The sequence below is a fragment of the Paraburkholderia sp. BL9I2N2 genome, from assembly GCF_004339745.1.
GTDB lineage: Bacteria > Pseudomonadota > Gammaproteobacteria > Burkholderiales > Burkholderiaceae > Paraburkholderia.
In genome coordinates this window covers 1-23,407 of record NZ_SMGP01000003.1, presented here as the reverse complement: position 1 = coordinate 23,407, position 23,407 = coordinate 1, and the positions used below count along the sequence as shown (strand labels likewise).

At 59.8% G+C, this 23,407-nt stretch carries 19 protein-coding genes; 16 read left to right on the top strand and 3 right to left on the bottom strand.

What is annotated here, in order from left to right:
- The first annotated feature begins 87 nt into the window (after window positions 1–87).
- From B0G74_RS30845 to B0G74_RS30800, 10 genes are all read left to right on the top strand, one after another.
- Complete coding sequence (locus B0G74_RS30845; RefSeq protein WP_132379572.1) at window positions 88–1,092, top strand: LysR substrate-binding domain-containing protein; 1,005 nt, start codon at window positions 88–90, stop codon at window positions 1,090–1,092.
- Between the two features lie 306 nt (window positions 1,093–1,398).
- The gene (locus B0G74_RS30840) at window positions 1,399–2,370 is read left to right on the top strand and encodes an ABC transporter substrate-binding protein (RefSeq protein ID WP_132379570.1); all 972 of its coding nucleotides are present in this window, start codon (window positions 1,399–1,401) and stop codon (window positions 2,368–2,370) included.
- 22 nt (window positions 2,371–2,392) lie between these two features.
- Complete coding sequence (locus tag B0G74_RS30835; RefSeq protein ID WP_132379568.1) at window positions 2,393–3,418, top strand: amidohydrolase family protein; 1,026 nt, start codon at window positions 2,393–2,395, stop codon at window positions 3,416–3,418.
- Between the two features lie 29 nt (window positions 3,419–3,447).
- Window positions 3,448–4,296, top strand: a complete 849-nt coding sequence (locus tag B0G74_RS30830) for an amidohydrolase family protein (RefSeq protein ID WP_132379566.1) — start codon at window positions 3,448–3,450, stop codon at window positions 4,294–4,296.
- A gap of 71 nt (window positions 4,297–4,367) precedes the next feature.
- Complete coding sequence (locus tag B0G74_RS30825) at window positions 4,368–5,225, top strand: aldolase/citrate lyase family protein (RefSeq protein WP_132379564.1); 858 nt, start codon at window positions 4,368–4,370, stop codon at window positions 5,223–5,225.
- The gene (locus tag B0G74_RS30820; RefSeq protein WP_132379562.1) at window positions 5,225–6,775 is read left to right on the top strand and encodes an acetolactate synthase large subunit; all 1,551 of its coding nucleotides are present in this window, start codon (window positions 5,225–5,227) and stop codon (window positions 6,773–6,775) included. The genes B0G74_RS30825 and B0G74_RS30820 overlap by 1 nt, the downstream gene beginning before the upstream one ends.
- Before the next feature lie 44 nt (window positions 6,776–6,819).
- A complete protein-coding gene (locus B0G74_RS30815) occupies window positions 6,820–7,713 on the top strand; it encodes a phosphate ABC transporter substrate-binding protein (RefSeq protein ID WP_132379560.1) in 894 nt (297 codons plus the stop codon).
- Window positions 7,714–7,857: 144 nt separating this feature from the next.
- Complete coding sequence (locus B0G74_RS30810; RefSeq protein ID WP_243658380.1) at window positions 7,858–9,213, top strand: MFS transporter; 1,356 nt, start codon at window positions 7,858–7,860, stop codon at window positions 9,211–9,213.
- A gap of 196 nt (window positions 9,214–9,409) precedes the next feature.
- Window positions 9,410–10,597, top strand: coding sequence for an MFS transporter (locus B0G74_RS30805; RefSeq protein ID WP_132379558.1), 1,188 nt, complete (start codon window positions 9,410–9,412; stop codon window positions 10,595–10,597).
- Window positions 10,598–11,344: 747 nt separating this feature from the next.
- Window positions 11,345–12,955, top strand: a complete 1,611-nt coding sequence (locus B0G74_RS30800; RefSeq protein ID WP_132379556.1) for an aldehyde dehydrogenase (NADP(+)) — start codon at window positions 11,345–11,347, stop codon at window positions 12,953–12,955.
- Window positions 12,956–13,648: 693 nt separating this feature from the next.
- Here the strand turns inward: B0G74_RS30800 and B0G74_RS30795 are convergent.
- Both B0G74_RS30795 and B0G74_RS30790 read right to left on the bottom strand, forming a co-directional pair.
- Window positions 13,649–14,671, bottom strand: coding sequence for an IS110 family transposase (locus B0G74_RS30795; protein WP_132379554.1), 1,023 nt, complete (start codon window positions 14,669–14,671; stop codon window positions 13,649–13,651).
- A 221-nt stretch (window positions 14,672–14,892) separates the two neighbouring features.
- Window positions 14,893–15,213: a DUF4148 domain-containing protein gene (locus B0G74_RS30790; protein ID WP_132379552.1), complete on the bottom strand. Its 321-nt coding sequence runs from the start codon at window positions 15,211–15,213 to the stop codon at window positions 14,893–14,895.
- Between the two features lie 535 nt (window positions 15,214–15,748).
- On the opposite strand from B0G74_RS30790, the gene B0G74_RS30785 reads away from it, so the two are divergent.
- Window positions 15,749–16,933, top strand: a complete 1,185-nt coding sequence (locus B0G74_RS30785) for a porin (protein WP_132379550.1) — start codon at window positions 15,749–15,751, stop codon at window positions 16,931–16,933.
- A gap of 135 nt (window positions 16,934–17,068) precedes the next feature.
- Here the strand turns inward: B0G74_RS30785 and B0G74_RS30780 are convergent, their stop codons facing one another.
- The gene (locus B0G74_RS30780) at window positions 17,069–18,112 is read right to left on the bottom strand and encodes a LacI family DNA-binding transcriptional regulator (RefSeq protein ID WP_132379548.1); all 1,044 of its coding nucleotides are present in this window, start codon (window positions 18,110–18,112) and stop codon (window positions 17,069–17,071) included.
- Window positions 18,113–18,619: 507 nt separating this feature from the next.
- Between B0G74_RS30780 and B0G74_RS30775 the strand changes: the two genes are divergently transcribed.
- The 5 genes from B0G74_RS30775 to B0G74_RS30755 all read left to right on the top strand — a co-directional run.
- Window positions 18,620–19,534: a LysR family transcriptional regulator gene (locus B0G74_RS30775; RefSeq protein WP_132379546.1), complete on the top strand. Its 915-nt coding sequence runs from the start codon at window positions 18,620–18,622 to the stop codon at window positions 19,532–19,534.
- 131 nt (window positions 19,535–19,665) lie between these two features.
- Entirely contained in the window at window positions 19,666–20,586 is a 921-nt protein-coding gene (locus B0G74_RS30770) for an intradiol ring-cleavage dioxygenase (RefSeq protein WP_132379544.1), read from the top strand.
- Window positions 20,587–20,652: 66 nt separating this feature from the next.
- Window positions 20,653–21,534, top strand: coding sequence for a TIM barrel protein (locus B0G74_RS30765; RefSeq protein ID WP_132379542.1), 882 nt, complete (start codon window positions 20,653–20,655; stop codon window positions 21,532–21,534).
- A 41-nt stretch (window positions 21,535–21,575) separates the two neighbouring features.
- Window positions 21,576–22,568, top strand: a complete 993-nt coding sequence (gene iolG, locus B0G74_RS30760; protein ID WP_132379540.1) for an inositol 2-dehydrogenase — start codon at window positions 21,576–21,578, stop codon at window positions 22,566–22,568.
- Between the two features lie 24 nt (window positions 22,569–22,592).
- The coding region (locus tag B0G74_RS30755; RefSeq protein WP_132379538.1) for a Gfo/Idh/MocA family oxidoreductase at window positions 22,593–23,407 on the top strand (815 nt) is incomplete at its 3' end.

The following is a 23,407-nucleotide window of genomic DNA, read 5'->3' as shown; positions in this document are numbered from 1 at the left end:
GGACGTACTGAGCGGCTGGTTTGTTCATCAACTTGCCGCAGCCGCAACGTCCGTGGCGAGATGGAAAAAATGCGGGAGGTACGCGACGTGTCAGGGCTCGACTGGTATCTGCAGATCAATCTGAAGGCGCGGCACTTGCGTCTGCTCGTGACGATCGACACCTACCGTAATCTGACCCAGGTGGCCGACGTCACTCATGTGACCGTGCCGGCCGTCTCGAAGTCATTGGCGGAACTGGAACGGGGACTCGGACTCACGCTGTTTTCGCGTACAGCGCAGGGCGTGGTACCCACGCCGTATGGCGATTGCCTCATTCGCCACGCGCGATCGATGTTGACGATCCTGCACCAGGCGCGCGATGAGTTGAAAGCCCTGAGTTCGGGGACGGAGGGCAAGGTCCATATCGGTATGCTGCCCGCCTCGGCCTCTGTGCTGCTGCCACAGGCGCTGAGTCTGCTGAAACAGCGGTCGCCCGGCACCAATGTCGCGGTGATCGAAGGTACGACGGCGTCGCTGCTGCCAGAGCTCTGGCAGGGCCGCCTCGACCTGGTCGTGGGCCGCCTGCCGCCGCCCGATACGTTGGGGAGCTTCGCGGAGAAGGAGCTTCTCGAGGAACCGGTGACGTTGGTGACGGGCCGTCACCATCCTCTGGCGCGCAGGAAAACCCTGGAATGGTCGGACCTGCACGCCTATCCGTGGATTCTGCCGCCGCCCGGTTCGATACTGCGCGATCCCCTGGAGCGGGCACTCGAGGCGCACGCCGTGCCGCTGACCGGCAACTACATCGAGACGCTCTCGATTCACGTCGCGCGCGCACAGCTGCAAATCTCGGATTTCATCGCCGTGATGTCAGGGACGCCTAACGAGACCACCCAGCCCCTTCATACCCTTCCGTTGAGCCTGCCTCGACTGCTCCGCCCCGCCGGCGTGTTGTGGAATCGCAACCGCGGCCTGACACCCAGCGCGCAACTCATGGTTACGTGTCTGGAAGAGACCGCCCAGCTTTTGCTGGCGAGCCACGGCGCGGCATCGCGGGGAGTGTCGTCCCAGCTTAAGGCGACCCGGCCGCATCAATCGCCGGACGCACCGTGAGGGGTGCGGAGGCGCGCCAACCGGTCGCTACCCCGTGGACCATAACTGCCGCTCTGATCAATGCTGTTGCGCATCTTTGGCTCTCCGATACCGAAGTCACCGGCGCGGCAACCCATGTTGTCATTGCGCCAACGACTTTACCAATCGGTTAAGGCATTCGCGGCTTATTTCAATAGACGGAAAAGGCGCGCAGAAAGATCATGTAGTCAACGAGATCACCTGAAGAGCCCCCGCAATTTGCCGGTAACGAGCACGGGGCAATCGGAAATGGGTCGATCTGAATGTCTATTTAAACAGGAGACTAAGTTGAGCAAAAAAGTTCACCTCAAGATCGCAATCGCCGAGCATCCGCATACCTCGGCGATCCGTGACGGATCCATTCCCATCGAGGGCGTGGAAGCAGAGTTCATTACGGTCCACCCGCAAATCGGAGCCTTTCGCCGGATGGTTCGCGACGTCGAGTTCGATGTGTGCGAGCTGGCGCCGACGACGTACATCATTGCGCGGGCGTATGGCGCTCCTTTCGTCGCGCTTCCCATCTTTGTCGTACGGCGCTTCCACCACGCCGGGTTGCTGGTGCGTCCGGACGCTGGGATCAAAACCCCCAAGGACCTGGAGGGCAAGAAGGTGGGTGTGCGCGCCTATTCGGTTACGACGGGGGCGTGGACGCGTCAGGTGTTGATGGACGAATTCGGCCTTGATTCGTCAAAGGTGACCTGGGTGGTGGATGACGAGGAGCATGTCACGCAGCTCAAGCTGCCGCCGAACGTGATCCACGCTCCCGCCGGCAGCTCGCTGGCCGAGATGATGGAGAAGGGTGAACTGGCGGCGGGCTTTGGCGCCAACGCGGGCATTGGCCGCACGGGCGCACCGACGGGTGGCTGGAAGGAGGTCGAGGCCGACTATCCCGATCTGTTCCCGAACGCGGCCGAACTGGAGGCCGAGTACTACGCGCGCACTGGCGTGTACCCGATGCACGGCACTATCGTCGTCAAAGACTCGGTGCTGGCCGAGCATCCCTGGGTAGCCAAATCGATTTACGACGCTTTCGACCGCGCGAAGAAAGAATGGCTGGCCCGTCTCGATGCGGGTGAACTCACCGACAAGAAAAATAAGAAGTATCTCGAGTTGCGCAAGATCGTCGGCCACGATCCGCTGCCTTACGGCATCGAGGAGAACCGCAAGACCATCGAGGCGCTCGAAGCCACCGCTTTCAAGCAGGGCTTGACACCGCGGCGCATGTCCATGGGCGAGCTGTTCGTCGATCCCCGCGTCTGAATCCCGTACGGAAGCAAAAAACATGATCATCGATTGCCACGGCCACTTCACGACCGTCCCTGCTTCTTTCCGCGACTGGCGCGCCAAACAGATTGAGTTTGCCGACGACCCAGCCAATGCGCCGCCGCTCTCGGGCGCGCACGTCACAGATGACGAGATCCGCGAGGGCGTGGGCAACGGCCAGTTGCGTCTGCAGAAGGAGCGGGGCGGCGACCTGACGCTGTTCTCGCCGATCGCCGGGCTGATGAGCCACCACTTGGGCAACGAGCGTACGAGCCTCGAGTGGGCCGAAGTTTCGAATAACCTGGTGCGCCGTGTCTGCGACATTTATCCGGACAATTTCGTACCCGTGTGCCAGTTGCCGCAGTCGCCGCTAGCGCCGCCCAGGAACTCGATTCCCGAGTTGCGCCGTTGCGTCGAGGAGATGGGATTCGTCGGCTGCAATCTGAATCCGGACCCGACCGGCGGATACTGGACCGGCAAACCGATGACCGACCGTGAGTGGTATCCCGTCTACGAGGCGCTGTGCGACCTCGACGTGCCGGCCATGATCCACGTTGCGGCCTCATGCAACCCCTGTCACCACGGCACCGGCGCGCATTACCTGAACGCCGACACGTCCGTCTTCATGCAACTGCTGCAGGGCGATGTCTTCAAGGACTTCCCGACGCTGCGCCTCGTCATCCCACACGGCGGCGGCGCTGTTCCCTACCACTGGGGCCGCTACCGCGGCATGTCGCTGGAGATCGCCAAGCGTCCGCTGGAAGGCCTCCTGAACAACATTTTCTTCGACACGTGCGTCTATCACCACCCCGGCGTGGAACTGCTGACCAAGGTCGTGCCGGCGAGCAACGTGCTGTTCGGCTCCGAAATGGTCGGCGCTGTGCGCGGTCGGGATCCGGACACCGGCGAATACTTCGACGACACGAAACGCTACATCGACGCCTGCACGGCCCTGAGCGACGCCGAGCGGGACGCCATCTTCGAGGGCAATGCGCGCCGCGTCTACCCGCGCCTGGACAAACTTCTCAAGGCCAGAGGCCTGTAACCAAGCCAATAGCTCATAGCTGGACCAACATGATGAACATCATCGACATTCATCCCCACATTATCTCGGACGACGAGAAGCGCTACCCGCCCGCGCCATTGTTCGGCAAGCGCTCGGACTGGTCGCAGGAGCGGCCCAACACGGTCGAAACGCTAATCAAGGCCATGGACGAGGCCGGTGTCGCGAAAGCCGCCGTCGTGCACTCTTCGACCACTTACGGATTCGACAACAGCTACGTCGTGGACGGCTGCAACCAATACGCGGACCGGCTCGTCGCCGTTGGTTCTGTGGATATGCTGGCCGATGACGTGCCGGCCGTGATCAAGACCTGGACCGGCAAGGGCCTCGCCGGCCTGCGCATCTTTACCGGCGGCTCGACCAAGGACTTCGACCCCAGCGAGCTCGATAACCCCAAGTCCTTCAAGGCGTGGGAGACGCTGGCCGAGCTGAAGCTGCCCATGTGCATCCAGACCGGGCCAGTCGGCCTTCCCCAGGTGCGCATGCTGGCGGAGAAGTTCTCGAGCGTGAACATCATCCTCGATCACCTCGGCCGTCCCGATGTGCTCGATGGGCCGCCTTACGCCAACGCCGCAAGCCTGTTTGCGCTAGCCGATCTGCCGAACATCTATCTGAAGCTCACGCCACGCATCTTCGGCGACGTGACGAAAGAGCGCGCTAGTGCGGAGACGTTTTTCCCGGGCGTCGTCGAAGCCTTCGGCGCGCAGCGCCTCGCCTGGGGCTCGAATTTCCCGACTTCCCCCGGAACACTCAGCGAGATTCTGGCGACGGCCGAAAAAAGGCTGGCCTGCCTCGGCGAGGAAGACCGCGCCTGGATCTTCGGCAAGACCGCGCAGAGGCTTTACCCGGCACTCAACTGACGCTCGAATAATGGCAACCGCGCGTGCCGCCGACTGAAGCGCCGCGCAGCGAGAGAGAAAGAGAGATACCCATGTCTGATATTCGCCTCAATAGCATCATCCGCGCGTTCGAATCGGGCAAGCCCGCGCATGCCGCCTTCGCCAAGCTCGACAAGCAGACCGCCATCGAGATGAGCGATTCGCCCTATGACGGCATCGTCTTCGAGATGGAACACAACCCTTACGACGTAAGTGCGCTTGGCGACGCGTTGCAGTACATGCTGAGCCGCAAGCAGATCGCCGAGTCTGCGTCGGTGGCGGCCAGGGTGACGCCGCTGGCACGGATCCCGGCCAACGGCGTAGAGATGAATCAGAGCTTTGCCAAGCAGGTGCTGGATCGCGGCGCATACGGCGTGATCTGGCCGCATGTGGCAACGGTGGAGCAAGCCTATAACGCGGTCGCATCCTGCCGCTATGCCAGGCCGAAGAACGCGCCGCTGTACGAGCCCAAAGGCGTGCGCGGCGACGGCCCGGCCAATGCGGCGCGCTACTGGGGCCTTTCGATGTCGGACTACTACGCAAAGGCTGACGTCTGGCCGCTGGCGCCGCAGGGCGAGATCCTCGTCGGGCTGATGTGCGAGAGCACGCAAGCCATCGAGAACCTCGACGACATCCTCGCCAATGTGCCTGGCATCGGCTTCATCCTGATCGGCGAAGGCGATCTCAGCCAGGAACTGGGCTTCCCGCGCCAATACGAGCACCCGGAAGTCGTCGACGCAATGCGGCGCATCGCCGAGACCTGTCATAAGCACAAGGTCGTGGTCGGCAATCCGCACGTCACGGCCAAGAACCAGCGTCGCCTAATAGACGAAGGCTACCGCCTGTTGCTGTCGGCGCCACAGCGCACCTACGGCGTGGTCGGTCTCGCACGCGACATGGCGGGCTACTGATGAACGGCGCGGAAAGTCTCGTCGCCACCCTGGTCGACCAGGGCGTGGACATCTGCTTCGCCAACCCCGGCACCTCGGAGATGCATTTCCTCGCGGCGCTGGGTAACAACCCGAAGATGCGCAGCGTGCTCTGCCTGTTCGAAGGCGTGGCCACCGGCGCCGCCGACGGTTGGTACCGGATGAAGGACAAACCGGCCTCGACGCTGCTGCACCTGGGGCCGGGCCTCGCCAATGGTCTCGCGAACATCCACAATGCGAAGCGCGCTTCGTCAGGCATGGTCAATGTTGTCGGCGAGCATTCGGTTTCGCACCTCAAGTACGACCCGCCGCTAACCTCCGACATCGAGGGCTTGTCGCGGCCGCTTAGCCACTGGGTGCGCCGCGCTGAATCGTCGAACACCATCGCCTGGGACACCGCTCAGGCTGTGGCCAAAGCCGGCGAGCATCCGGGGCAGATCGCCACCTTGATCCTGCCCGGCGACACCTCCTGGCAGCAGGTAGCCAACGTCCCCGTGCTGCCGCCGGCTGTCGCGGCAGGGCGCAAAGTGCCGAGTACCGAGCGCGTCGAACACGTCGCACGCGTGCTGCGCTCGGGCGAGCCGACACTGATCATCCTGGCCAACAAAGCCACGCGCGGCGCGGCGCTCGAGAAGGCCGGCCGCGTGGCCGCGGCCACCGGCGCGCAACTCGGCTCGCAGTTCTTCACCGCACGCATCGAGCGCGGCGCGGGCCGCGTGCCGATCGCGCGCATTCCCTACGCCGTCGCGCAGGCCGCAGCATTCCTCAAGGACTTCAAGCACATCGTCACGTTCGAGACCAGGGAGCCCGTGGCCTTCTTCGCCTACCCGGACAAGCCCAGCCTGCTCAAGGCCGAGGGGACGCAGGTGCATGCGCTCGTCGAGGCGGATGAGGACAGCGAGCTTGCCTTCGACATGCTGCTGCAGGCGCTCGGCACCGCGGGCACGGCGCCGCTCGTGCAGCAGCGCATCGAGACGCCGGTCCCGACCGGCGCGCTCAACCCGACGAGCATCGCTCACGCGCTGGCCGCGGCCTTGCCTGAGCACTGCATCGTCGTGGACGAATCGCTGACGACAGGGCGCGAGTCCATGAGCCTGACCATGGGCGCGTTGCCGCACGATCTTATCAACAACATGGGCGGCTCCATCGGTTACGCGACGCCCGTGGCCACCGGCGCGGCGCTAGCCTGTCCCGATCGACGCGTGTTCTGCATGGTCGGCGACGGCAGCGCGATGTACACGATCCAGTCGCTCTGGACTCAGGCACGCGAAGGCCTGAACGTCACGACCATCATATTTGCAAATAACAGCTACGCCATCCTCAAGGCGGAGTACGCAAATATGGGCGCGGGCACGCCCAATGAACGTGCGTTGTCGATGATCGACATCGACAAGCCGAGCATCGACTGGCTGGCCATGGCGACGAGCATGGGCGTGCCTGCCGTCGCCGTCGAGACGGCTGAGAGCTTCCACAAGGCCCTTATCGATTCAACCCGCGAGCCAGGCCCGTGCCTGATCGAGGTCCGTCTATAAATCCGCAATCCGATACAAGGATCAAGCAAAAGGAGTGACATTCCATGACAACGACGCTGACCGGTGCGCCGACGCTGCGCGTCAATCTGGCCGAGTACGCAGTGACAAAGGCGATGCGGGACGGGCGCGTGAGTTCGGACCTCATGACTCTCGACTACTGCGGGCCAACGCCCGCGCACAACGGCTTCAAGGCGATGGTGCGCGAGAGCAAGTTCGACGCCGGCGAACTGGCGATCGTCACGTTCCTGCAGGCCAAAGCCTATGGCAAGCCGTATTTCTTGCTGCCGACGCCGATTTCGGGGCGATTCCAGCACCACTGCGCCGGGTACAACATCGACTTCGGGCATCTCGATCCAAAGGATATCGAGGGCAGGAAGGTCGGCGTGCGTACCTACACGCAAACGACCGCGCTCTGGATTCGCGGCATTCTGCGCCACGAATATGGCGTGGACCTCGACAAGGTGACGTGGATGACACTGGGCGATGGGCACCTGGCCGAGTACAACGATCCGCAGAACTGCCAGCGCCTGCCGGCGGATGCGTCGATTCCGCAGATGATGCTCAACGGCGAGCTAGCGGCCGCGCTTCTCGGCGAAGACATGCCGAAAGACGAGCGCGTGCGCACGCTGGTGCCGGATGCACATGCTGCCGCGAAAGACTGGTTTCAGCGCAGCGGCATTGTCCCGATCAACCACATGTTCGTGGTGCATGAGACTCTGTCGAAGCAACGGCCTGACATCGTTCGTGAGCTATACCGAATGATCGTGGAAAGCCGCTCCCTCGCCGAAGGCGTGCCGGCCGTGTTCCCGCCTATCGGTATGGAAGCCAATCGCAAAGGCCTGCAACTTGCGATCGACTGGGCATTCGACCAGAAGATCATTCCGCGGCGCCTCGCCGTCGACGAGTTATTCGATGATGTAACCGGCAGCCTTGGGTAAGTGCGCGAAGACTGTCGCGAGCCTCCGCGGTTGAGTGGATGTTCATCTCGACCGAAGCAGGCGGTTAGCGCGGCAGGACCGCCGCCACGCCGAAAGCAAAGCACACCAACTGGCGAGTAAAACAGAGAAATCGTCGGAGACAGAGTGAACCGGACAACTCGACGTAAAGCGGCGCGGCGTGAGAGTCGCTGGGGCATTCTCGTGCTGCTCGCGGTCGGGCTCATGATCTCTTTTGTGGACCGCACGAGCATGTCAGCGGCGCTCGCAGACCACCATTTCGTTCGGCAGTTTGCGCTGACTCATGTCGAACGCGGCTGGCTCGGCTCTGCGATGTTCTGGTCTTACGGCCTGCTTCAGATGCCGATGGGCTGGCTGGTGGATCGCTATGGCGTGAAATGGCCTTACTCGATCTGCTTCCTGCTGTGGTGTCTTGCGGCGGCGGCGACGGGCGTCGTCACCACGCTTTCCGCGCTGATCGTAGTGCGCCTGCTGATTGGCATTGCGGAAGCCGTGGTGGTCCCCGCAACCTATCGCTACCTTGCGAACAACTTCGATGAAACCCGGAAGGGCACCGCGCTCGGGATCTACTCGATTGGCGGCAAGATGGGACCGGCGCTTGGCGCGCCGATCGCGGTCTGGCTGATCGCCATCAGTTCGTGGAAGGCAATGTTCGTTGTCACCGGCCTGGCCGGGCTGGTCTGGCTAATGCCATGGCTGCTGATGCTCAACAATGATTTCCCGTCCAAAGCGGAACTTGCGGCGGCAAGGCGGCGGGCGGCCTCGGTGCCGCTCGGTAATCTTCTGTCGAGCCCAGTGGTGTGGGGCGGTTTGATTACCAACTTCTGCTACAGCTATTTCGCGTTCTACTGCATGACGTGGATGCCTGCTTATCTTGTCGAACAGCGCGGCCTTTCGCTTGAACAGTCGGGACTCTATACGTTCTTTAGCTTCGCGGGCATCGCGATCGTGGCGGCGCTCGCCGGATGGGCAGCAGACCGCCTGATCGCGCGCGGCCATGATGCCGTGGTGGTGCGCAAATCGTTCATCGTGGCGGGATTTGTCGGTGGCACTACTGTTTTGCTTGGCGCGTACACGCGTTCGCCGCAAATGGCCGTGTTCTGGAATGTCGTATCTCTCTCGCTGTTGGGCCTCGTCACTGCGAACAATCTGGCGTTGGTCAAGCTCACTCTGATCCCGAAGCAGGCAGTGGGATTGAACACGGGATTGCAGCAAGTGGCCACCAGTCTTGCGGGTGGGATTTCAGCCAGCCTTTCGGGCTGGTTACTCCATGTGGGGGGCAGTTACACGCTCCCCATGCTGGCTATTTTCATGTTCTTGATACTCGGCGCTGCGGGTACCGTGGTGCTATTGCAGTGGAAGTGGGCGCCGAAAGTCAATGCGACTGGATACCAGCAGCAGAGCGAAGAGGTAGCGGCTGAAGATTTGCTTAATACCCGCCCACCGGAATCGGAAAACCGGTCACTGCCACACAGCAGATAATTCACAAGGGTCCAATGCCGCAAACGAAAATTATCGATAACCATCCGCACTTCTACAACGGGGAAAGCTGCCAGTTGGCGCTGCGCGGTCAGATCAACAAGCGCATTCGCAATTCAAAAGAGTGGAGTCCGGTATGACGCGTGCCCCCGATACGTCGTCGCCGGCGCTCGAGGCGCGCGCGGGCATTGCGCCTTTGATGCACCATTCATCGTTGATGCGCTTCCTGATCGCCCGCATTGGTTCCATCACTGCTCAGCAGGTGCTCATGCTGGCGATCAGTTGGCATATGTATGACCTGACGTCCAGCGCCTGGTATCTCGGCCTCGTCGGCCTTTTCCAGTTTATTCCCGGACTCGCCACGACGCTGGTCGCCGGCCATTGCGCTGATCGCATGCATCGAGGCCAAATCGTTGCAGTCTGCCTTGCGGCCCAGGCAGCCATGGCCACGCTGCTTGCCGTATCGACCATGACGCACATCGTGACCCGCGACTTGCTGCTGGGGCTCTCGCTGATCCTGGGCGCGATTCGGCCGTTTCAGATGTCAGGCCAACAGGCACTCCTACCGATGCTCGTTCCGCACACTTTGCTGGCGCGGTCGATGGCGCTCAGCACGGTGGTCCAGCAGGTATGCGTGATCGCCGGGCCGGCGTTGGGCGGCTTGCTGTTCGCGATCGGCATCAACGCGCTCTATTTGACCTGCGTCGTGCTGTTCTGCGTGAGTGCGGTAATGTACGCGCTTATACGTTATGACCACATTCCACCGCCACGCGAACCCGTCACGGTCGAGACGCTTCTCGCCGGCTTGCGCTTCGTTTGGCACAACCCTCTGTTGCTCGGTGGCATCTCTCTCGACCTGTTCGCGGTCCTGTTCGGCGGCGCCACTGCGCTGCTGCCTGTCTACGCGAAAGAGATCCTGCATGTGGGGCCGCAAGGACTGGGCTTGCTGAGATCCGCACCGGCCGCAGGCGCGCTTTGCGTTGGCCTCATGCTATCCCGGCGGGCCATCGGCAGCGGCGTCGGCAGGAAGCTCCTTATTGCGGTCGCCGTCTATGGAATGGCTATTGTCGCGTTCGGGCTTTCACGATCGTTTCCGATATCGCTGTTGCTGCTGGCGATCTCGGGCGCTGCTGACACTATCAGCGTGGTGGTGCGGCAGACGCTTGTTCAACTGGAAACGCCTGATCGCATGCGAGGACGGGTCGCTGCCGTGAACACCCTCTTCATCGGCGCGAGTAACCAACTGGGGGAATTCGAGTCCGGGGTGACTGCCACGGCGTTTGGCGTGGTTGGCTCCGTCGTGCTGGGTGGATGCGCGACGATCCTTGTCAGCGCTGCATGGAGCCGGCTATTCAAGCCGCTCGCCAGACGCGAAGCCTTGTACTGACGGAAAGGCTCGCGTGTCGCAGGTCGGGAGTAAGTGAGAGCATAACGGCGGGCAAGAAAGTGTCACGAAGAGGTTTAACGCTTCGGTTAAGTCGTCTGCCTTTAACTTCAATGGACGGTACCCTCGAATGGCTCGATCATATTCACACCGCCTCCACCTTCTTGGGTAGAAAAAGTCCAACACGACGCGGAGTCACATTGCAATGGCCTGTGGGCCGAAAGAGTTAAGCGTGAGTCTGGTCGTGTGGTGTCACCGCACGAACCAATTCGCTGTTGCGCCTGTTCGGTTCTGCTACCTGGCCGCGAAGCACGGAGAAGCGTATGAGCAGTCAGTGCAAATCTCTTCGGTTCCTTGTCAATGACTGGTTTGGTAGCGATGAAAATTTTCGAGTTACCCGCCCAGCTCGCTCAAGGAAAATGCCATGGCGAGTCGTAAGGATCGAAGTCATGCGTTCGTTTGGAACGTTCGCGATTGTCTTCTTTCGACATGGCGACGGCTCGTGGTGCGTCTACCCGCCCTCCGCGGTTCAACCAACAATGAATGGGCTTCGGAACTAGCCGCACTACTCGGGTGACACTCGCCACGCATAGTGGTCGGCATCGACAAATCCGAGAAGCTGCCTGGCGGTCGTTGCTTTGTATGGCCGTGTCTTCGGCACGACGATTACCTCCGGCTTTCGATTCAGGTGCGTACCACGACGCGTAGTGCCACAAATTAGCTCCATCGAACCCATTTTAGGAAACCTGCATGACCCTCACTGGTGAAATGCTTATCGGTTTTTCCGCAGTGCGAGGCACTGACGGTGATCAGCGCGCGTTCAACCCTGCCACCAACTCGGAAATCACGGAGCCAGTCTTTGGAATGGGCGGTGCTGCGGAAGTTGAGCACGCGGCTTCGCTGGCCTTCCAGGCTTTCGACATCTACCGGAGTGTTTCCCTTGCAAAGCGCGCGGATTTCCTCGAGTCGATCGCCGACAACATCCTGGACATCGGCGACGAACTCATCGAGCGGGCGCATGCGGAGACCGGATTGCCCGTGCAGCGTCTGCAAGGCGAACGCGCGCGCACGGTTGCTCAGATGCGCCTGTTCGCCAGAGTCGTTCGAGATGGACATTTTCTCGGTTCCACAATCGATCATGCGCAGCCCGTGCGCCAGCCGTTGCCACGAGTGGATCTTCGTCTTGCAAAAGTACCCGTGGGGCCCGTCGCCGTATTCGGCGCAAGCAACTTCCCGCTCGCATTCTCGGTTGCCGGGGGCGACACGGCATCCGCACTTGCCGCTGGCGCGCCCGTCATCGTGAAGGCGCACGGCGCGCACCTGGGCACTTCAGAACTCGTCGGCCGCGCAGTTCAGGCCGCCGTCAAGCAGCAGGACTTGCCGGAGGGTGTCTTCTCAATGCTGATCGGTGCGGGCCGCAAGCTCGGCGAAGCACTCGTTTCGCATCCTGTCGTCAAGGCGGTCGGTTTCACGGGCTCTCGGCAGGGTGGTCTCGCGCTGATACGTCTTGCCAACGCTCGGCCTGAACCGATTCCTGTATATGCGGAAATGAGCAGTATCAACCCGGTATTCCTGTTTCCGTGCGCGCTAGCGAACCGCGCCGAAGCAATCGGCAAGTCGTTTGCTGATTCTCTGACGATGGGCGCGGGCCAGTTCTGCACGAACCCAGGTCTTGTCCTGGCTATCGATGGTCCGGACCTCGATCGGTTCGTGAGGGCGGCGGGGGAAGCAATGACCGCCAAGCCGGCCCAAACGATGTTGACGCCTGGAATTTTTGACGCTTACTGCACTGGAACGAGAAATGTTAGTGAGGTTCAGGGCGTGGTGAAGGTTGCCCAAGGCGAGTCAGCAGGTGAACGTCCGAACGCCGCGCAGGCCGAGCTTTATGTGACCGACGCGCAGCGCCTGCTCGCCACGCCCGCACTTGAGGCAGAGATGTTCGGCCCGGCTTCCGTCGTGATTCGCGCTCGTGATTTCGATGAAATGTTGCGAGTCGCTGAGCACATGGAAGGGCAGCTAACGGTCACGTTGCAGATTGACGAAGGCGACCATGCCGATGCGCAGCGCCTGTTGCCGGTGCTTGAACGCAAGGCTGGCCGCATTCTGGCGAACGGTTTCCCGACAGGCGTGGAGGTTTGCCACGCTATGGTTCATGGCGGCCCATTCCCATCAACTTCGAACTCGATGTTCACGTCGGTAGGTGCGACGGCAATCGACCGTTTCCTTCGTCCTGTCTGCTATCAGGATCTACCCGAGACGTTGCGTCCAGACGCAGTAAAGGAATCTAATCCGTTGGGCATCCGGCGTCTCGTCGACGGCGAACTGGCCACGCCGGCGCAAGTGGGGGATTCCATCGCCTGACCTTGAATCTTCCAGCCGGCGGCCCGCCAATTGTGGCGGTCTATCTGAACGCCAGGCAGCGCGAAGAGTTCGGTGGCATTGCGGTCGTTCTGGAATACGGATAGTGCGCATGTTTCTGCGTACGACTCCCGTGACTGCGTATCACGAACCAAACGTCCCATCCCAGCTACCAAGGCGCGATGCGCTCCTCAATCTCCCGTTTAAGCAGCGTCGCCGGAATCCAGTCTGGCGTCGCCGCCTCGACGATCACGCGCCGCCCAAGCTTCTATGACCCGGAATGGATTGTCCTGTCCGATATAGTTAGTCGTCGGCGCATTCGGGAAGTAGTGCGACCTGCTTGTGGTCATCGCCTTCAACGAATCGCTTCATGAGTCACCTGATCTCAGTGCGTTGATTCAGTCTAGGCGACCAATGCGTTTTCACACGGTCTTATATGGACACCGCCCGGTTTGCCAAGTTGATCTTATGTGATACGTGAGCGAGGTATCGGCTGCGGTCTTATATGCGGCCTTCTGCAAGCCGAAGCTGCGGGCCCTGATGGAATTCGCCAGGAACGTCCTCATCTCGGCCACGTGCTTGAAGCACAAGACTGTGTTCAGGTTTGCGTTCCTGCGGTCCGACCTGTCGCGCCATCACATTGAAATCAACCCAAGCAACCTACCAGTTCCTCAACGCTTCAAAGTGCTCATCCTGCTATGCAGGTCTGTTGCTCACATGATGCGCTTCGTACGAAGTCCCGTGAGCGAGGATCGCCCAGGCGATTCTCGCCATTTTGTTCGCCAAGGCCACTGTTACTACATTTGCTGGTCGTCGCACCTGTATTGCCTTTTGCCATGCGGTGGGTACCTTGGTGTGACACAGAACAGAGCGCGCCCCATGTATCAGCAACGTACGCAAGTATGGGTCGCCACGTCTGGAGATCGAGCCCAGCCGTATCTTTCCGCCGGTACCATTCTGACGGGGAACAAGTCCCAGAAACGCTGCGAACTCGCGCCCGGACCTGAATGTCTTCGCATCTCCAATTGTTGCTACCAGGGCCGTTGCGGTCAGGCGGCCGATACCCGGCACTTCGGAGATCGCACGACATGCCGCTTCGTGTTTCTGCCAGACGCCAATCCGCTTCTCGAGTTGATCGATGTCCTCCTCAAACAGGTTGATGCGACGCAACTGTTCGAGAAGGTTAAGAAGTATCGATCGTGGCAGTGTGTCTTCGAGTTCTGCCATGCGATTTCTGATCTCGTCGAGTCCTGCTACGCGTCCTGCGCGAAACGTTACGCCGAATTCATACAGCAGCCCACGCAGCTGATTTATCTGCATCGTTCGAAATTTGACGAGCAACGAGCGCATACGATGGAGGCTTAGCATCACTTGCTGATCCTCTGTCTTGGCGGCAACCGTGCGCATGCCGGGTTGCTGCACTGCAGTCCAGATTGCCCGGGCGTCGGCCGCGTCAGTCTTGTTCGTTTGCACGAAAGGTCGAATGAATTGGGCGTGTAATAGCACCACCTCATGTCCGAGCGCGCGAATCTTACGTGCCCACCAGTGAGCACTTCCGCAAGCTTCGAGGGCAACGCGACCGGCGGGGCGCTGCGCCAGAAATACAATTAAATCGTCACGTCCGAACTTCCGATTCGCGATCTCGCCAGTTTGGGCGTCGACCCAGTACATCTGGAACACCCGCTTTGCAATGTCGAGTCCGTATGTCGTAGCATTCATCTGGGGCCTCCGCTCCTTAAGTGGTTGTGTCGCAACTCCACTTTGGCACATTGATGCCGTTCGGTCCTGGAGGCCCTCAATCGTGCCCAATTCCCCGGAGGGAGGGCGGTGTCCATTCCATCTCGACCATCACCATTTTCAGCAAACGTTCCCACTTGCATTGCCCGCGCGACTCGCGTGACCACCACCTCGAGCGCGCGCGATCCAGACCGCGTGAAGCGTCAAGGCGCGACCGCTGGTGCGTTCGTAGGCTTTTGCCCGGCGGCTTTCTGTTGAGCGTTCTGCAGATTCTGCGGATAGTTTGTTTGATTTGCCGACGGGCTATACCCGTTCTTTTCCAGTGTGCTCAGTTCAGCGTTCTTCTTTGCGCGGCGCGCCTGGCGGTCGGCCTTCTTTTGCGCCTTCAGTTCCTGCTTTGACATGGCGGCGCCGGAGGCAGCGGCATCGCTTGTCGCTGCATTGGCGGGCAACGACGGTAGTGAGAGGAGACTCAGGGTCATACTCGCTGAGACAGCGAAGCCAGACAGTTTCTTGAAGTTCATACGTATCTCCGTATGGATGCGTTAGGCGACGTGAGACTGGTCACGGACCGTTTGGGGTATTACCGAGAAGAACATGTCTCTTCGCATTGGAACATACGAAGCGTAATCGATACAACGTCGACCGGGATACGGGGTTAACCGTGAGGAGATTAGTAGCATAAGGCCGGAAGGCTTCTGTCCGCTTGCTTTAAGGTCCATTTTCCCTGATTCCGCGAAAGAGATTCCCCTTTCCGCTCTTTGTTCGAGGGAATGGGGAATATACACTCGGGCCAAATTACACAAGAGCAGTTCAGGAGACACGCGTCAGGGAATTTATCACCTTCCGCGTAAACCTTCCTCCTGTTCTTTCGATTGCTTCCAATTTCTTCTGTACGAGCGGTTGTGCGACTCCACTCGGTCCTGTCGTCTCGCGCGTGATGAAAGTGGGATGGGCGCTCGCAGCGGTGACTTCGATAATTCTCGATCGACCGAAGGCATTAGGTGTTCCCGATAGCGCGGGCACAGATGAAGTACAACTAAATTACTGGAGATATCGATGAAGAAGCTTTTGTTCAGCGTGTTCGCATTGTCGACGACGGCAACAGCGATGGCTCAGAGCAGCGTCACGTTATACGGTATCGTCGACAACGGTCTCGTGTACGAGACGAATCAGCCGAAGGGACATGTATTCGGCGCGCAAAGTGGAGGCTGGGCGCAATCGCGATTCGGCCTCAAAGGCGCCGAGGACCTCGGCGGCGGCACGCATGCAATCTTCCAGCTGGAGTCTCGGCTGAACACGATGAACGGAAGCTTCGCCAACGGGAGCTTCTTCGAGGGGCAGGCGACAGTGGGTCTGCAGAACGACACCTGGGGGCAAATCAAGTTCGGAAACATGGGTTCTGCCGAGATAAGCCAATACTCGGGCGATGTCGACCCACAGCAAACGAAGAAGTATTCGATTGGAACCCTGGTCCGGGGTCGCATCTTCTCGCAGGCAGCGAACGGCGCGGAGTACCTGTCGCCGACGATAGCCGGCTTCACGCTACAAGGACAGTATGATCTGACGAATTCGCCAACATGGAATGCCGGAAATCCAGGAAGCGCGCCCGGTCAACTCGGCACTTCTACGGGACTGGGAAGTTCCCAAGGCCGCTCGGACGGCATCAAACTCTCCTACGCGAACAAGGGTCTTTTCTGGCAGGCGACCTATGACGAGGTTCGAGACGGAAACGGCCAATTCAGCAACGTGTACCTTACTTCTCGCTCGATTCTCACGGGCTTGACCTACGCGTTCGGTCCAGTGCTGGCATATGTCGGGTACCAACATCTGAGTGCTCCGGACGCGTCGAATGCGGGCTATTTTGGCACGACGGCTCCGTCGGCGTTGCCGGCAGGTACCAGCCTCCCGACGACCGTCGATCATGAGTGGATTGGCGCAACCTGGCAGACGACGCCCGCGCTCGCTATCACCGGTGCCGTTTATCACGCGAATGCAAACAAAGGGAACGGAAACGCAACCCTGTACACACTAGGCGTGGACTACTCGCTGTCCAAGCGGACGCTCCTCTACACTGAACTGGCTTACGTTCGGAATAGCTCATCGTCTAACGTCGGCCTTGATAGTGGCCTGTATGGCGCGAACATCAACAACGACCCCATCAACGGAAGCGCATCGAGCACCAACCCCAACTATGGCAAGAGCCAGTTCGGCGTCATTGCCGGGTTGGCGACGAGATTCTAATGCCGTCGAGAGGTTCGAGCGATGACTTTCTCGGACCTCTCAGGTTGGACTGCTTTGTAGCCGACAACAGCAGCCCTGCGAGCAATTACGCACGCGGAGCTTGCGTAGACAGAAGCGCGGTTGTGAGTGGTCGAATCAATCGCGGAAGCGACTGGCGATGTGGTCCGGGATATTTTCTGGCGTCACGACTACGACGGAAGAAGATGACGCTACCGAGGATGCTGGCAAGAGCTTATGAAAGTGCATGACGTGATGACAAGCGGACCGCATGTCTTGTCGGAGATCATGATGCAAGATTGCTTGAATCCTTCCGGCACGTAGAAGCTGCACGTTATCTCTGTCGAGGTCGTGACCGATGAAGTAGACGGGAGCTTGTTGCCACGCCTCTAGCGCGCGAAGAATCGCGGCATTGCCTCCGCCCATGGAGTACACGGCAGCGATGCCAGTCTCCTCGTTGAGAACGCTCCGGACTCGCTCTTCGGTCGGCGAATCAAGGCCATGTCCGCCGCTTGCGTCGATGAGTTTGAGTTGAGGGTGGCGCTTGCGCAATGCTCGACGAAAGCTTATCTCGCGTTCTTCCTCGCCCCGAAAATGCTCGTCGCTCATCGTTATCAACACATTAGCCTGCCGCGGCCCCAGCAATAGGCCTATGAGGTAGGCGGCCGTGGCGCCAGCCACGCGATTGTCGAGCCCGGCGTAGGCGATGCGACCAGACAGCGGTATGTCAGTGAAGACTGTGACGACGGGGATGCCGTGGCGCTGTAGTTCGCCAATTGCCTCAGCAATTTCAGGAACGTCGCGGGCCTTCAGGAAGACGCCGTGGCTTCCTCTTCGCGCGATGGAGCGAAGGGTTTCCACCACTTCTGACGTCGTCATCGTCTCCTGTAGCAGAAAGCGCGGACGAACAACGGCCGGATGCATTAGTGCGAGTTCGGCCTCAAGGGCGCTCTTTAATTCATCGCTGAACCGCGTCGGCGCTTCTACGACAACGTCAACCATGAGCTTCCGACCCGTGTTTGCCAGGTTCAACTCCTGTTTCTCTAGTTCTTTGATTGCCCGATCAACCCGATTGCGAGTGTGCTCCCGGACGTTTGCGCGCCCGTTCAACACCCTGTCGACCGTAGCCACTCCAAGCCCTGCTTGAAGGGCAATTTCTTTGATCAAAAAGCGGTGAGCCAATCCGACCCTCCATATTTGATAGCTTTTGATGCGTTTCTGAGACTCCAATTGATGCTGAGAGCTATCCTACATCGAAAATAGAAGACACGGATGGACTACCCGTCAGAGACTATCCCGCGAACGATACGATTGGTATTGCGAACGCGACCGCGGTCTGAGCGCTGGTGATTGGCTCTGCGCCGCTGGGTATTCGTGCGCGGCAAACTCGCGCTGGGGCTCGTCCACCAAAGATCTCGTGCCCGAAAAATCATGGCCGGATGTGTCGCGGGCGCTTGTCGAGGATTGAGGGCGGCAGATTTTCGTTAGCGATCGTGGAGCACACTTGGCGCCATACGGCCAGTGGATCTGTCAAACGGATAGTTTTTTGATGGATTCTAGTTGGTGCACGATAGATTGATCGCACTATTATGTTGCAGACGCGGCGCACAAAAATGACTCGGTCAAGTCGCGCGTACTCCCGTATCCCGCGCGGATGTGGGCGGAGACAAAACGTAATGGTGCGAAGGCATGGACCAGTTCAAGGAACTACAGCTGTTCGTCGAGGTGGCCGAGACGGGCAGTATCAGCGGAGCTGCCGAGGCAGTCGACCTCTCCATCTCGGCGGCAAGCCGGTATTTGATTTCGTTGGAGGCGAGGCTCGGAGTCCAGTTGGTGCGCCGAACGACGCGCAACCTTTTTTTGACTGAGGCTGGCGCCGAATTCCACCGGCGCTGCAAATCTATCCTGGCAGACCTTGGCGAAGCAGAGGCTGTCATCAAAGAGGCGGTAGTGCGTCCAAGCGGCGTCCTTCGCGTCACCGCCTCGTTGTCGTTCTGCATGCTGCACATCGCGCCCATGCTCCCTGATTTCACGGCGCGTTACCCCGACATCACCGTCGACGTACTAGCGGCTAACCGTTACTGCGACATCATCGAGAACGGCATAGACGTCGCGATTCGAACAAAGGTTCTTGAGCCAGACAGCAACATTACGATAAGAAGACTGGCATCAACACGCCGCATATTGGCTGCATCGCCCGGCTACCTCGAGTCGAACGGACACCCTCGTTTCCCGGCGGAACTCGCGAAGCACAGGCTGTTGAACTATCAACTCGCCGACAACCCACGCGAGCTTTCATTCACACGTGGTGGTGAAAACGTAGTTGTCAGAGTGAAGCCATTGGTGGAGTCGAATGATGGCCAGATATTGCGTGTCGCCGCGCTGGACAACATGGGCATTCTGGTGCAGCCGAAATACATCATCCACGACGACCTTAAGGCGGGTCGCCTTATTCCGGTGCTTGACGATTGGGATCTGCCCCGGTTGACCATGAACATCGCGTTTCAGACCCGCTCGCATCTTCCTGTCAAGGTGCGGCTGTTCATTGACGCGCTCCTGGAACGGTTCCATCAGAACGACTACGAACGGCATTGGACAGCGTGACCTCCGTGCTCCTTGCATTCGAGGCTTCTTCCCACTCAGCGCGAAAGACATTCCCTTTCCAGCTCTGTTTTGCCAGCTACGGCGAATATAGACTTGTCTCAAAGCTACAGAAAGTTTGATGGAGACACTCAATGCAAAGCGCTTTCTCAGCAGTTCAGTCCACGTCGCCGTACTTCGATGAAGCTCGCTCGGCCGAAGTCGTCAATGCTCGTATGAGCGACGGTGCAGACGCTCGCCTGCGCCAGGTCATGTCGGTTCTGGTCAAACACCTTCATGCTGCGGTCAAGGAAATCGAACCTACGCACGAAGAGTGGTTCAATGCCATCCGTTTCCTGACTGAGACCGGTCAAATGTGCACGGACTGGCGGCAAGAATACATCCTGCTCTCGGACGTCCTCGGCGTCTCCATGCTGGTTGATGCAATCAACCATCGCCGTCCGAACGGTGCTACGCCGAACACGATTCTGGGTCCCTTCTACATCGCCAACGCACCTGAATATCTGAACGGCGCGAACATCTGCCTGGATGGGAAGGGCGAGCCCATGGTTGTAGAGGGTCGGGTAACCGATATTGAGGGAAATCCGATTCCGAACGCGAAGCTTGAAGTGTGGCAGACCAACGACGACGGCTTCTACGACGTGCAACAGAAAGGCATTCAGCCTGATTCGAATCTTCGCGGCGTTTTCACGTCGGATGCTGAAGGCCGTTACTGGTTCAAGTCCGTTAAGCCGCGCCACTATCCCATTCCCTCGGACGGCCCGGTCGGTAAGCTCCTCGCCGCAATGGGCCGACACCCGAACCGGGCTGCTCACATGCACTTCATCGTGACCGCGCCTGGCTTTGATCCGGTCATCACTCACATTTTCACGCCTGATTGCCCGTATCTCCCAGAAGATGCGGTCTTCGGCGTCAAGCGTGAACTCATCGCCGAATTTAACAAGATTGACGACCCGGAGGCTGGCAAGCGCGTCGGGTTCTCGTCGCCGTTCTGGACTGTGTCGTGGGATTTCACTCTCGCGACGTCCAGCAAGCCCACTCGGACAATTTCGTAATCGTTTGGCATGCGGGAGCATGCCATCAAAAAACCGATGACATTGAAATAAAGAGGAATACTACATATGAGCGCGAAGAAAATTGAACTGCTGGCTGCGTACTGGACCCTTGCTGGCGACGTCTATCCGTGTGCGTCGAACGAGATCAGCCCGTTTCCGCTGCGCGACCGTTGCGAAGCGGCTTCGCGCGCCGGGTGGAGCGGCATCGGCCTGATTCTCGATGACCTCGAGTACAGCATCGACAAGTACGGAGTGTCTGGCGTCAAGAAGATTCTGGACGATACGGGCATGAAGTACTTCGAGCTCGAAATCCTGATGGACTGGTACTTCGACGGGGAGGCGCGGGTCAAGTCTGACGATAGCCGTCGCCGTTTCATCGAACTGGGTGGGGAACTGGGCATGCGCAATCTGAAAATCGGAGCGAGCCCCTTCGACAAAAATCCGGCCGACTTCGCCCGCATGACCGACGAATTCGCGAAGCTTTGCCAGGATGTGGCGACGGTTGACTCGACGGTTGCAATCGAGTTCATGCCTTTCTCTCCCATCCGGAATATCGCAGAGGCGCTGAAGGTTGCTGAAGGCGCCAACCAGCCCAATGGTGGTCTGATGGTTGACCACTGGCACGTAGCGCGCGGTGGCAGCCCTTATAGCGAAGTCGCCCAAATTCCCGCGCGTTTCATCAAGGGAGTGGAGATGGACGACGTCGGCGCCCAGGTTAAGGGGTCGCTGTTCGACGACTCGACCTTTAACAGGCAGCTTTGTGGCGAAGGTGCAGGCGACCTGCCTGCCTTCGTCGATGCCCTTGAGCAAGCAGGCTGCACGCTCCCGTACTACGGCGTGGAACTGATCTCTGAGACGCACCGAAAATTTCCTCTCGACGAGATGGCGAAGCGCGCTTACGACACCACCGTCGCGCAGTTCTCGGCGAAAAGCGCAACTTCCGTCTGACGCTGTTGACCTTAAACGACAAAGTATTTCTGGAGACTCACATGATTCGAATCGCCGTACTCGGTGCAGGCCGCATTGGTCGCATTCACGCTGGCAACGTCGCCGCGAGCCCGAACGCACAACTGGTCGTGGTGGCAGACCCTGTTGAAAGTGCAGCCAAGTCGTTGGCTAGCCGCCTTGGCTGCGAGGCTTCGACGGACCCCGCAGCGGTCCTCGAGCGAAAGGACATCGATGCCGTTGTCATCGGCACGCCGACGGACACGCACATCATGTTCATGCTCGAGGCCGTCAGGCGCGGCAAGGCTGTTCTGTGCGAGAAGCCCATTGACCTCGACATGGGCAAGTCGCTTGCCGCGGCGAACGAGGTCGAGCGCCTGGGTGGTCGCGTCATGCTCGCTTTCAATCGCCGTTTCGACCCGACGTCGCAAGCCTTCCGCAAGGCGATTGACGCAGGTGACATTGGCGAAGTGCGTCAGGTCATTATTTCGAGCCGGGACCCAGGCATGCCTCCCCGTGACTATGTCGAGCACTCGGGCGGCATCTTCCGCGACATGGTTATCCACGACCTGGATATGGCTCGCTGGCTGCTCGGCGAAGAACCGGTCGAGGTCATGGCCATGGCCAGCCGTCTTGTCGACGAATCGCTTGAGAAGCTGACCGATTTCGATACGGTGATGGTGCAGTTGCGGACCGCTTCCGGCAAGCAATGCCACATCAACTGTTGTCGCGAAGCCGTGTACGGCTACGACCAGCGCATGGAAGTATCAGGTTCGAAGGGAATGCTTCTGCAAGAAAACCTTCGTCCTTCGACGATTCGGCGCTGGTCCAAGGACGCAACCGACGTCCGCGAGCCGTTGCTCAACTTCTTCCTCGAGCGTTACGAGGCCGCGTACAAGGCCGAACTCGAAGCCTTCGTGGACGCGCTGAATGCAAACTCGGCATTGCCGACCTCGGTGCAGGACGGCCTCAAGGCGCTGCGCCTGGCGGACTGCGCGCTTGAATCCGCCTTGTCGGGCAAAGCCGTCAAGGTGTAACTGAAAATCTCGAGGAGATATGTCATGACGCGAAAGATTGGTCCCAACGAAACGCTCGGCGTAGCATGTCTTGGCATCACTCATCCCCACACGTCCGGGCGAGTCAAGGCAATCCAGCGCCGCACCGACGCAAAGATGCTCGGTGCGTGGGATGCAAGCCCGCTGCTCACGCCATTCGTCGATGCGCTCGGTCTCGAGGTGCGGTCAAAGGAAGACATCCTGGCGGACGAGAATGTTCATGTCGTGCTCGTCCACTCCAAGAGCGAGAAGATGGCCGACCTGACCATTGAGGCGCTCGAGGCGGGCAAAGCTGTGTTGTGCGAGAAGCCTGCCGGCCGCAGTTCGGTCGACGCAAAGCGCATCGTCGAGGCTGTGGAGCGTACCGGCGGACTGGTGCAAGTCGGCTATTGCTGGCGTTTCGCACCTTCGGTCGACGCCATGCAAGCCGCCCTCAAGAGCGGTCGTCTCGGGAAAGTCGTTCAGGTGCGGGCGCACGGTGGCTGCTCACACGACGAGGCGGGCACTCCGCACATGACTCAGCCAGGTGATATTGGCGGTGCTGTCTTCGTTATCGGCTGCCACCTCATCGACCGCATTCTCTTGCACTTCGGCTTGCCACGCTCCGTGAACGCCCGTATCACGAAGTTCCCCAATTTCCACGGTGACGAATCACGTGAGGACGCGGCTGGCGCGGTGTTGAACTACGAAGACAAGATTGTCACCGTCGACTTCATGTCCTGGGACGTTCTGCCATGGACCGAGAGCTGGGACATCACCGCCTACGGGACGGAAGGCATCATGTCTTCCCGCTCGCTGCCCGCGAGCTACAAGATTTATGA